This window comes from Chitinophaga sp. (assembly GCF_036569185.1).
GTDB lineage: Bacteria > Bacteroidota > Bacteroidia > Chitinophagales > Chitinophagaceae > Chitinophaga.
The window spans coordinates 1-12,438 of sequence record NZ_DATCRD010000236.1 but is presented as its reverse complement, the minus strand read 5'-3'; the positions used below and the strand labels follow the sequence as shown (position 1 = coordinate 12,438).

At 48.0% G+C, this 12,438-nt stretch carries 6 protein-coding genes and 1 pseudogene; all 7 read left to right on the top strand.

Going from position 1 to position 12,438, the window contains the following annotated elements:
• The first annotated feature begins 313 nt into the window (after positions 1–313).
• Complete coding sequence (locus VIM72_RS17780) at positions 314–3,403, top strand: TonB-dependent receptor (protein ID WP_332004174.1); 3,090 nt, start codon at positions 314–316, stop codon at positions 3,401–3,403.
• A gap of 40 nt (positions 3,404–3,443) precedes the next feature.
• Positions 3,444–5,102 carry a RagB/SusD family nutrient uptake outer membrane protein gene (locus VIM72_RS17775; protein ID WP_332004173.1) on the top strand — a complete coding sequence of 553 codons (1,659 nt, stop codon included), beginning with the start codon at positions 3,444–3,446 and terminating at the stop codon, positions 5,100–5,102.
• Between the two features lie 88 nt (positions 5,103–5,190).
• Positions 5,191–7,395 (top strand): alpha-galactosidase, encoded by a 2,205-nt coding sequence (locus VIM72_RS17770; protein WP_332004172.1) that lies wholly within the window; start codon positions 5,191–5,193, stop codon positions 7,393–7,395.
• A gap of 9 nt (positions 7,396–7,404) precedes the next feature.
• The gene (locus VIM72_RS17765) at positions 7,405–8,475 is read left to right on the top strand and encodes a UDP-glucose--hexose-1-phosphate uridylyltransferase (RefSeq protein WP_332004171.1); all 1,071 of its coding nucleotides are present in this window, start codon (positions 7,405–7,407) and stop codon (positions 8,473–8,475) included.
• A gap of 38 nt (positions 8,476–8,513) precedes the next feature.
• A complete protein-coding gene (locus VIM72_RS17760) occupies positions 8,514–9,530 on the top strand; it encodes a GntR family transcriptional regulator (RefSeq protein WP_332004170.1) in 1,017 nt (338 codons plus the stop codon).
• A 12-nt stretch (positions 9,531–9,542) separates the two neighbouring features.
• Entirely contained in the window at positions 9,543–11,141 is a 1,599-nt protein-coding gene (locus VIM72_RS17755) for a solute:sodium symporter family transporter (RefSeq protein WP_332004169.1), read from the top strand.
• Positions 11,138–12,438 (top strand): annotated as a pseudogene (locus VIM72_RS17750) (hypothetical protein); the annotation flags it as partial. The gene VIM72_RS17755 and the pseudogene VIM72_RS17750, both read left to right, overlap by 4 nt.

Genomic DNA, 12,438 nt, shown 5'->3' with positions numbered 1-12,438 from the left:
GGCATAAGCAGCAGTAATCCCCCAGAGATAAAGGAAGACAACAATGAATATCCCCTCCATCTCCCTTTATAATTAAATACAAAATATCAAATCAAACAAATCAGTATAATCAGCGTAATCCTGAGTCAGACAAAATCCGCGGCAATCTCCGCATAATTTTTTTTGGACAATTCGATACCGGAAATTATATTTGTAGAATAGTATAGTATAGTACAGATGTAAATAACACAGATCAACTGAAAGCACGTTATGAATGACGGGGTCACCACACTGTTCGCCATTCGTATTCCATTTACGTTTTAAATTAAAGAAAATGATTGCCAGACATTTGCTGAAATGCTTCATTGCATTTCTTGCTGCCTTTTGTTTGTGTATACCAGGGTATGCCCAGCAAAAAACATTCAAAGGTAAAGTCATCAGTTCCACAGACAAATCACCGCTACCCTTCATCTCCATAGTTGTGAAAGGCACTACCACCGGCGCCAAAACAGATGCTAACGGACAATTTGTACTTACTGCCCCCGCAGGCAGCAATACAGTGATTGTTTCCGGCATCGGCTTTCGGCAACAGGAACTGGCGCTCACAGAAGAATTCACCACCATTGCGCTGGAAACATCTGTTGAAACACTGGGCGATGTAGTAGTGGTAGGTTATGGCACCGCGAAGAAAGCAACATTGACGGGTTCCGTAGCAGCAGTGAAAAGCGCGGAGATAGTGAGAAGCCCGCAGCCAAATATTTCGAATTCGCTTGTAGGCCGTATGCCGGGCCTCATTGCACCTAACACCAGCGGGGAGCCAGGCTACGATGATGCCCGCCTGCTGATCCGCGGTGTGGCCACTACCGGTAACTCAGCCCCTCTCATTGTAATTGATGGCGTACCCAATGCGCTGGGCGGTTTTTCCCGTTTGAATCCCAGCGATATCGAAAGCATCAGCATCCTGAAAGACGCCTCCGCAGCCATCTATGGTTCGCAGGCGGCTAACGGCGTTATCCTTGTTACCACCAAAAAAGGAGAAGCCGGTAAAACAAATTTCAGCTTTAACCTTAACCAGGGTTTTATCAAACCAACCCGGTTGCCGGAATTCGTGGACGCCGCTACCTATGCTACTATCGTGAATGAAATAGGCTATTATAATAACCCTTCACAAGGTACGCACCAACGCTATTCCGAAGAGGAAATAGAATTGTTCAGGAACGGGAAAGACCCGGTATCTTACCCGAATACAAACTGGGAAAAGGAACTGATGAAGCCAGTAGCGCCTCAAACTACAGCTAATCTTTCCTTCTCCGGTGGCAGCAATAAGCTGTCGTATTATATTTCCGGCGGTTACCTGAACCAGGAAGGATTGTATCGCAACAGCCCTCTCAATTACAAACAATATAACATCCGCGCTAATTTCGATATTAACTTCTCTTCCAGGTTTAAGGCAACCGTGCAGATGTCCGGCCGCCAGGAGGAAAAGACAGCCCTGGCCGGTTTTGGCGCATCCAATGTATTTGAATTCCTTTACCGCACTTATCCGACACTTCCCGCTTACTACCCCAATGGGCTGATGGGCGCCGGCGTGGAAATGGGAAAGAACCCACTCGCTATGGCACAGTTATCCGGCGCGGATAAAAGACCCATCACCACCGGTAGCATCATCGGTAAGGCAAGTTATGAACTGGCTAAAGGATTATCTGTAGATGGAATGGTGTCTATCGACAAACGTTTTGAATTTGATAAACAGCTGGCTCATAACTGGATCGTGTACCAGTATGATAGAGGCGCAGATACGTACAATCCCGTGAAAGGCGGGCCTAATAATCCTTCCCTGTCGGAAAGCCAGATCAACTATACGTTGCTCAACTCCTTCCTGCGCCTGAGCTACGATAAACACTTCGGTAAACACCAACTCAGCGCATTTGCGGCTGTACAGCAATCCAAAACAACGTATGAAACTTTTGGCGCAGCGCGACAGAACTATATCACCACCTTACTGCCGGAACTGAGCCAGGGTGGCGCTTTGCCAACCGATGCCAGCAACTACGGCAGCAGTTATATCATTACCCGCAGAAGCTACTTTGGCCGTATCAGTTACAACTATGCAGAGAAATACCTGCTGGATGTACAGCTCCGCGAAGACGGATCATCCATTTTTGCACCGGGAAAACAATACGGATTTTTCCCCAGCGCCATGGCCGCATGGCGTATCTCGGAAGAATCCTGGTTTAATAAGAATTCCATCAACAGCTTAAAGATCCGCGCTTCCTACGGCCTGCTGGGAAATGAGAATATTAAACCGGATGATGCCCCGGGATATCAATACCTGCAGAACCTCAACCTGCAAACAAATGTGCTGAGCACATTAACCAGCTCAGGCCAGCCTTACGGCGCCAATATCCCCACCATTGTATATGCCAAGCTCGCCAACCCCAACATCACCTGGGAAACGGCGAAGAAAGCCAATATCGGTGTGGACGCATCTTTATTCAATCATTTTAATGTAACATTGGATGTGTTCAGCGAAACCAGGAACAACATCCTGGCGCCGCGGAACCTGAGCATCCCCGGTGTGAGCGGTATCAGCAGCAACCAGATTCCCGACGAAAATATAGGTAAGGTAACCAACAAAGGCGTGGAAGCCTCCGTGATGTATGAAACCCGCTTCAATGAAGTGAAATTCAATATCGGCGGTAACTTCAGCTTTATCAAAAATAAGGTCATCTTCCTGGATGAAGCCCCGGGAACACTTTCTTACCAGAAAGTGGAAGGTCATCCTATCAATGCCGGTCTGTACTATCGCAGCATCGGTATCTTCAAAGACCAGGCACAGATAGACGCTACGCCACATGCACCGGGCACTAAGCCCGGCGACCTGATCCTGGAAGACTACGACGGCGATAAACAGATCACGGCAGCAGACCGCGTACGGATTGATCAGAACAATATCCCGCAAATCGTATATGGGATCACGTTAGGCGCTTCCTGGAAGAATTTTGATATCAACGTTTTATTCCAGGGACAGGGAGAATCCGCACAATACCTCCTATGGGAATCCGGAGAATTCGGCTCTTTCCTCAAGGAATGGGCAGATAACCGCTGGTCGCCGGAAAATACCAACGCTTCCTGGCCACGCCCGGTGTCAAGGCCCAACTCCAGCAACCTCGGCGCTTACCCAAGCACTTTCTGGAACTGGAATACCTCTTTCCTCCGTCTGAAGAACCTGGAAATAGGCTACAACCTGCCAACAACTTTAGTATCCAGGGCATCTATCAAATCAGCCCGCTTTTATGTGAATGGCTTTAACCTGCTCACCTTTACAAGAGTGAAACAGATAGACCCGGAAGGCACCGACGGTAGCGGATATTTTTACCCGCAGCAAAAAGTGTTTAACGTAGGCGTGAACGTGAATTTTTAAGAGGGAGAAACAAATCATTTACTATTTCAATTGCAAAGAAATGAAGACTAAAAATATTTCACTGATCCTTTTAGCAGCCGGCCTGGCAGCATTGGGAGCATGTAAAAAAGATTTCCTGGATACCACGCCTACCAGTATCATCACCGATGCAGCGGTATGGGGCGACTCCTCGCTGGCAGAAGCCTATATTACAGGCAGGTACATCGGTGTGGGCGGTAACAACGATGGAGGAAAACCCGGCTTCGGCCGCGGTTTTGAAGATGCCTGGATGAGCTCTGTAACAGATGAATCGGTAGTAGTATGGGATAACAATACCTGGTTTGTGCAACAGGGTGCGCTCACGCCCGACAGAACGGGCTGGATGAGCGATACCTGGGTGAGGAGCTACCGGAGCATCCGCGAAATAAATTACGCATTGGCCAATATCGATAAAGTGCCCATGAGCGATTATGGTAAAGAAAGATTGAAAGGCGAGCTCCATTTTATACGCGCATACCGCTACCAGGACCTGATCCGCAATTTCGGTGATGTACCCCTGGTGGGCGATCGGGTGTATAACCTGGACGATACCAATTTTGATTCGCTCTTCATCCGCAAACCGGTACAGGAATGTATTGGGTACGCATTGAATGAGCTGAATACGGCCGCGGCCATGATGCAGGATAAAAGCTACCCTATTGGCCGCGGTTCCTATGCTGCCGCACTGGCATTGAAAGCGCGCCTGCTGTTATACGCTGCCAGTCCTTTGTATACCAATAACGTGAACGATAAAACGAAATGGGCTGCCGCAGCCTCCGCTGCCCAGGCAGTGATGGCGCTGAACAAGTTCACCTTGTATAACAATTATAAAACCTTATTCACCATCAGCGGTACCAGCGAGGATATTTTTGAACGGGTATATTCCCCTACCAATGAGCACACCAACCTGGAACTGGTAAACGGACCTAACGGCTATGGCGGATGGGGCGGTAATACTCCCATGCAAAACCTGGTAGACGATTATGAAATGGCGGATGGCTCCCGGTTCGACTGGAACAATCCTGCACAAAAGGCAAACCCTTACCAGAACAGGGACCCCCGCTTTTATGCCAGCATCCTTTATAATGGAGCTCCTTACAGGAACCGTAACGTGGAAACATTCCGTCCCGGCGGTAAAGACAGTAAAGATGGCAACGGCAACTGGAATACCAGTCCTACCGGCTATTATGTAAGGAAATATATCAACGAAGGCAACCCGGTGGAAAACCCTAACCAAACGGCTTATCAGCCCTGGAAATATTTAAGGTATGCGGAAGTATTGCTGAACTATGCAGAAGCGCAGAACGAAGCGGTAGGGCCGGATGCCACGGTATATAAAGCAGTAAACGATATCCGTGCAAGAGCCGGTATGCCTGAGCTGCCCCGGGGGCTGTCGACGGACAGCATGAGAATCCGCATCCGCAATGAGCGCCGCATTGAGCTGGCTTTTGAAGAGCACCGCTACTTCGATGTGCGCCGGTGGAAAATTGCAGAGGTAACAGAAAACATTCCTGCATATGGCGTATTGCCCTCCAAACAATCAGACGGCACTATCGTGTATACAAAGATCATTGCGCTGGATAACCGCAAGTTTGATAAAACAAAGAATTATTGGGTGCCTATTCCTCAGTCAGAAATTAATTCATCCGGAAGAAAGCTCCGCCAGAATGATGGTTATTGATCTTCCTGTTAAAAGTAACGGATAACGCTACACTGTTATCCGTATTGTTTATATCTTACTGCGGCAATTTATTTAAAAAGATTTTTTCATGATACGATCCATTCATTTGAAACAGAGCTGCTGGTTATTGGCGATAATGTACGGACAGGCCGCTGCACAGGATGCAAAGCCCGTTACCATACCCCTGGAGTCAAAGAATAATGCCGTGGTATTACAGGTAGATACAAAAGGACAACTGTCTACCCTCTACTTTGGTACAAAATTATCCAACACCGCAGAATATAGCCAGGTACCCTCCGCATACAAACAAACGGAAGATTACTCGGAAGTAGCCAGCTCGGCCTACACTGCCGCCGGCACAAAAAACCTGCTGGAACCAGCTATCGCGGTAACGCATGCAGATGGCAACAATGGATTGGATCTCCGGTATGTAAGCCATAAAACAGTATCCCGCGGATCCGGCATAGAGGAAACCAGTATCCTGCTGAAAGACCCTGTATACCCTTTTGAAGTAACCCTGTATTATAAAGTATACAAAGCGGAAGATGTGATAGAACAATGGTCCGTGATAAGGCACCAGGAAAAAGGAAATGTTACCCTGCAGAAATTTGCCTCGGCTAATCTTTACCTGAAAGCGCCCCGGTATTGGCTGCGCCAGTATCATGGCGACTGGGCCAAAGAAATGCAGCCGGAAGAAACCCAATTGACCCACGGCATTAAAACCCTCGATTCAAAATTAGGTACCCGCGCTAATTTATTCCAGCCGCCTGTATTCATGGTATCGCTGGGGCAGCCGGCTACAGAAGACCAGGGTAGTGTGCTGTACGGGTTAATGGAGTGGAGCGGCAATTTCCGCATCGACCTGGAACTTGACAACCTGGATAACTTACGTATCATAGCGGGGATCAATAATTACGCATCTCCCTATATATTAAAAACAAACACCGCTTTTGAAACACCGCCTTTCCTGTATACCTTTTCCAATAAAGGAAAGGGAGCCGCCAGCCGCAAACTGCAAAGCTGGGCCAGGAATTACAAAGTGCTGGATGGTAAGGGCGATAGGCTCACATTGTTAAACAACTGGGAAGCCACCTATTTTAACTTCAATGAGTCTGTACTGAAAGGATTGTTGAAAGATACCAAAGACCTGGGCGTGGACCTGTTCCTGCTGGATGATGGCTGGTTTGGGAATAAGTTCCCGCGCAACAGCGATCACCAGGGGCTGGGCGATTGGCAGGAGAACCGTGCAAAACTGCCTAATGGCATCGCGGCGCTCGATAGCATGGCGCAGGCTACAGGCGTGAAGTTTGGCATCTGGGTAGAACCGGAAATGGTAAGCCCGAAAAGTGAATTGAACGCCAGGCACCCGGATTGGGTGTTGAGACAGCCAGGCAGGGAGGAACATTATTTCCGCCACCAGCTGGTGCTGGACCTGAGCAACCCGAAAGTGCAGGACTTCGTTTTCAGCGTAGTGGATTCCCTGTTTATAAAAGCGCCCAAACTGTCTTATATCAAATGGGATTGCAACGCCGTAATCTATAATGCATGGTCCGCTTACCAGCAACAGCAGCAGTCGCAGTTTTACGTGGAATATATAAGGGGGTTGTACAAAGTACTGGCACGGCTGAGGGCCAAATATCCTCATGTGCCTATGATGCTTTGCTCCGGTGGCGGCGGCCGGGTAGACTATGCCGCACTGCAGTATTTTACTGAATACTGGCCAAGCGATAACACCGATCCGCTGGAACGGATTTTTATCCAATGGGAAAATTCTTATTTTTATCCGGCCATTACCAGCGCCAACCATGTAACCGACTGGGGCAAACAACCGATCAAGTTCAGGGTAGACGTGGCCATGATGGGCAAGTTGGGTTTTGATATTGTGGTAAAGGACTTAAAAGAGAAAGAGCTGGCTTTCTGCAAAGAGGCCATCAGCAATTATAATGCTTTGAAAGAGGTGATCTGGCATGGCGACCAATACCGCCTGGCAGACCCGCACGAGGGCAGCGTAGCGGCAGTAATGTATGTGAATGAAAAGAAATCTTCCGGCGTACTGTTTAACTACCTGGTTAATTACCGTTATGGAGAAAGCAGTAAATTCCCCATCCGGCTAAAAGGCCTGGACCCCGCAAAGAAATATCGCCTGGAAGAAATCAATGTATATCCCGGAGAAGCATCAGCCATACAGGGAAACACCACATTTACCGGCGAATTTTTAATGAATATCGGGTTTAATCCACAACTGAATGTTAGAAGAACCAGCGTGGTGATCCGGATCAGCGAAGTTTCCTAATCGTAATCTATGAATAATTTCCAGTTAGAAGAACATCCACATCAGCGTTTGAATATCTTAACAGGCGAGTGGGTATTGGTATCGCCACACCGTACAAAAAGACCGTGGCAGGGTAAAGTTGAAAAAATAAATAAAGACCCGCTGCCGGAATATGATGCCGCATGCTATCTGTGCCCGGGCAACAGCAGGATGGGCGGGGAGCTGAACCCTGCTTACACCGAACCTTATGCATTTACCAACGACTTTGGCGCACTCCTGGCAGATACGCCTGCCGGCGCGGATATTATCGACAACTTGCTGCACGCCCGCGGTGTGAAAGGCACCTGCCGCGTGATCTGTTTCTCTCCACGGCATGATCTTACGCTGCCGTTGTTGGAGGTAGAAGACATCCGGAAAGTGATTACGCTCTGGCAGGACGAATACCGCCAGCTTTCTACCGATAAGGACATAAAGTATATCCAGATCTTTGAGAACAAAGGGGATATCATGGGTTGCAGCAACCCTCATCCACACGGACAGATCTGGGCTACGAGCGATTTACCGGCGGAACTGATCAAGGAAACATCTCACCAGAAAAAATATTATGAAGCTACCGGCAAAAGCCTGTTGCAAAGCTATATTGCCCTGGAACAGGAAAAACAGGAAAGGATCGTTTGTGAAAATGAGCACTTCATTGCACTGGTGCCTTTCTGGGCGGTATGGCCATTTGAAACCATGATCATCAGCAAACGGCATGTAACCAACCTGCTGCAGTTTGATGAAGCGGAGAAAAATGCGCTGGCAGATATTTTAAAGAGACTGACCATTAAATATGATAACCTTTTTGAAACCTCTTTCCCTTACTCCGCCGGTATGCACCAGGCGCCCGTAAATTCCGGCGATCATCCTGAATGGCACTGGCATATGCATTTTTATCCGCCGCTGCTGCGTTCTGCCACCGTGAAAAAATTTATGGTAGGGTATGAGCTGCTGGCCAGTCCACAGCGCGATATCACGCCGGAATGGGCTGCGAAGAAGTTACAGTCGCTCCCTGAGATACATTATTCACAGGCAGTTGCAGGTATGGAAAAAACACAATAGCTTAGTAGGATAGTATAGTACAGTCAATTTCCCCTTACATGCAGGACGTATACGAACAGATACATGAACTGGATGGCATTCCGGGCCTGTCCAAACACGAACAGTTTGTTCAGGGGATCATTAATGCCATTAACTCGAAACTGTTGTCGAGAGGTGATTCCCTGCCTTCGGTAAATAACCTGATCGGGGAACTTGGTTTTGCAAGGGAAACTATTGCCAAAGGCTATAAGGAACTGGTGGAGAGAGGCATTGTAGCTTCGCAGAACAGGAAAGGTTTTTTTGTAAGCAGCGATGATACCGGGCAGCAGCTGAAAGTAGCGCTGCTACTGTTTGCATTCGATACCTTCCAGGAAACATTCTATAAAACTTTCAGGGCTAACATTGGTGGAAATATCCAGCTGGATGTATTCTTTCATCATAACAACATCGAAGTATTTGAAAGCATTGTAGCGTCGGTAAAAGGCCGTTACGGGATGTACGTGGTAGCGCCTATCCCGCATCCCAGAACAGCGGAGATCCTCCGGGGGCTGCCCATGGATAAGTTCCTGATGATTGACCGGTATGAACCGCTGCAAACAGACTGTTCTTACATTGTGCAGGAATTCGGGGAATCTTCCTACAGGGCCTTTTCCGCGCTGGCGGATACGATCCGGCGGTTCGATGAAATGATCTTTTATTACCGGCCATCTACTGATACGCCCATAGAAATACTGAAAGCGTTTAAACGTTTTATAAAAGATCATAAGATCAACGGGGTCATTAAAACAGAATATGAGCCGGGCTCCGTTGCTAAAGGGAAAGTATATTATACCATCAATAATACGGAACTGTGGGCCATCCTGAAAGATTGCGTGGAAAAGAAACTGGCGCTGGGCAAAGATGTAGGCATTTTATCCCATAATGATGATGTAGTGAAAGAAATTATCTGCAACGGCATCACTACTTATTCCACCGACTTTAAACTAATGGCGGAAAAGGCAGCCGCTTTTGTGCTGAACAGGGAAAAGATCCAGGAAACACTGCCTACCGTGCTGATAAGAAGAAAATCGTTGTAACTGTAATTATTAATGCCTCTTTCTACGATTATAAGCTTTGCTTTTTTTGTGGTGCTCATGACGGTATTGTCGTGGTACATTACAAGAAGGCACCAGTTGAAAACCGCGGCCGACGTATTTCTCGGCAGCCGCAGTTTGAACTGGCTGGTGATAGGTGGTGCGCTCATTATGACAAATATCAGCGCCAACCAGTTTATTGGTGAAAACGAATCTGTTTTTATCAACAACATGTCTATTATGTCGTGGGGCGTTACTTCCGTGTTTGCCATGCTGCTGGTAAGCGAGTTCCTGATGCCCATCTATCTCCGCATAGGAGCAGTTACCACACCAGATTTCCTGGAAGTAAGATATGACAGCGGCACCAAGAAGATAGTGTCTGTTATTTTCCTGCTCAGCTACCTGGTAAACCTGATCCCTGCTGTGTTGTACGGCGGAGCAGTGGCGTTCAACGGCATCTTTCACCTGAATGAATTGCTGCATCTCAGCTACTGGTCCACCATCTGGATACTGGCCTGTCTTATAGGCATCACCGGTTTCTTCTACAACGTGCTGGGCGGCTTAAAAGTGATCAGCATTTCAGATACTTTGCTGGGCGCCGGCATGATCATAGGCGGATTGTTACTGCCTTATTTCGGGTTTAAATACCTGGGGCATGGCGATGCGGAAACAGGATTGCTTACCGTGCTGGGAAGTCATACCGATCACCTGAACGCCATCGGATCAGTGCACGACGCTGTGCCTTTCAGCACTATTTTTACCGGTATGCTGCTGGTGAATATTTACTACTGGGGCATGGAGCAGTTCATTGTGCAGCAGGCGCTGGGTTCAGTGAACCTGGAGCAAAGCCAGAAAGGCATTGCGCTGGCCTGTTTGTGCAAACTATTATCGCCGCTCATGCTCAATATTCCGGGCCTTATTGCAGTGCATCTTTACATACATCCACAGGCAACCGCGGAAATATTTCCCAGGATGGCAGCAGATGTATTGCCGCCCGTATACACCGGTTTAATTGCTGCCATCGTTTTTGGGGCAGCGCTCAGCACCTTTAATGCAGGGCTGAACAGCGTGGGCACCCTGTTCACCATGAACCTGTATAAACCCTTTATGATAGCCCGCAAAGGCAGTGTGCCCGATAAGGAATTAATCAGCCGTACCCGCCTGTTCCAGGTATTGGTGTTGTTGTCCGGTATTATTATAGCGCCTTTTATCATGTTGTTTAAAGGTGGTTTCTATAATTATATACAGATGCTGGCAGGGTTTTTCAGCATCCCCATTTTTACCATCATGGTAGTAGGCATGGCTACCCGGTATGTACCGCCGGTAGCGGCTAAAGCCGGGCTGGTATTTTTCCTGGCCATGAATGTTTTACTGCAATGGGTATTTGACACAGGCATCCACTATCTGCACCTGCTGGCCATCACATTTGTGGTAACCGCGCTGCTGATGCTGATCATCGGCAAAATAAAACCAATGGCAGTACCTTATCAGCCCGCCGTGATCCCTGTAGTATCTGTAGAGCCGTGGAAGCACCGGCACTGGTACAGCGCCGCTTTACTGATACTGATGGTATTGTTATTTATCATCTTTTCACCACTAGGACTTGCAAAATGAATAATGCGCTGATCTGGTTCAGGAACCTTTTACCAGTTACAGGAATGCTTTGCCTGTTAACACCGCTGTACGCCCAACAGGCGGGGCATGTAAAAAATATTCCCTTCGGGAAAAACAACCATATTGCCTACGATTTACAGAAAGGCACTTATTCCGTATGGGCCGGGAAAAAAGAAGTGATCCGTAATGCATTTGCTTTTTATGAAGATGCGGGTATGGCGGATACCCTTCCCGTGCTGCGCACTTTTGCCAGTTCCCGTATAAAAGACGGGGCCCGGTATGTAATTACATCTGCCGGTAACGGCATAAAAAAACAACAGGTATTTGAGGTATATAACGGGAATGAAGGCTTTTATACTTCGCTAACCATGCAGGGAAAAGGAGCGCGCTCCCGCGCCATGAGCCCTTTAACAGGAGAAGCGGCGTTGTATACCAGCGGTGTAGTAGTGCCGTTCGATAATGATGCCTGGATCAAATACCGGGTGGCCAATCAGCAAGGCCCCGCATTTACCAGCTCGGAAGTAACCGCCCTGTACGACAGTACCACCAACGCCGGGCTGATACTGGGATCGGTAGAGCACAACGATTGGAAAACAGGCGTAAAGGTGGAAAATAACCACGTTTCTGTGGTAGCGGGGTGGACAGACAGCCTGATTACCCGTGATAAAATACCCCATGGATTTGTTACCCGGGGCGATACTTTGTGCAACTCCCCAAAGATCTTTGTACTGCCTGCGGCCAACTGGCGCAAAGGCATGGAACAGTATGGTAGCGCCAATCGCCTCGCTGAGCCCCGTTATATTTTTGAATGGACCGGCGCAAAGCCCCTGGGCTGGAACAGCTGGGGAAGTATGCAAACGAAACTGGATCTTGCCAAAGCCAAACAGGTGGTCGACTTTTTTGCAGACTCCTGTAAAACATTCCGTGGTAAAGACGGTAGCCTTTATATTGATCTCGATTCCTACTGGGACAACATGACCAAAGGCGGTATGACCGGCGATTTCAGCCAGCTCAAAGCATTTGTGGATTATTGCAGGCAGCGGGGTTGCAAACCCGGTATTTACTGGGCACCATTCGTGGATTGGTCTAAATCTTCCCGCATGGTAGAAGGCAGCCATTATAATTATGAAGAAACATGGACAAAAGTAAATGGGCAATACCACGATTTTGATGGGGCCCGTGCCATGGATCCCACGCATCCTGCCACCCGTGAGCGTATTGCTTATCTCATCAAACGGTTTAAGGAAACCGGTTTTGAAATGATCAAAATAGATTTCATAGGGCATGCAGCTATAGA

What these genes read in the sequence shown, in the direction of transcription:
- VIM72_RS17760 (WP_332004170.1), top strand. Translation starts at nt 8,514, where the DNA reads ATGCAGGACGTATACGAACAGATACATGAACTGGATGGCATTCCGGGC.
- VIM72_RS17770 (WP_332004172.1), top strand. Translation starts at nt 5,191, where the DNA reads ATGATACGATCCATTCATTTGAAACAGAGCTGCTGGTTATTGGCGATA.
- VIM72_RS17755 (WP_332004169.1), top strand. Translation starts at nt 9,543, where the DNA reads ATGCCTCTTTCTACGATTATAAGCTTTGCTTTTTTTGTGGTGCTCATG.
- VIM72_RS17780 (WP_332004174.1), top strand. Translation starts at nt 314, where the DNA reads ATGATTGCCAGACATTTGCTGAAATGCTTCATTGCATTTCTTGCTGCC.
- VIM72_RS17775 (WP_332004173.1), top strand. Translation starts at nt 3,444, where the DNA reads ATGAAGACTAAAAATATTTCACTGATCCTTTTAGCAGCCGGCCTGGCA.
- VIM72_RS17765 (WP_332004171.1), top strand. Translation starts at nt 7,405, where the DNA reads ATGAATAATTTCCAGTTAGAAGAACATCCACATCAGCGTTTGAATATC.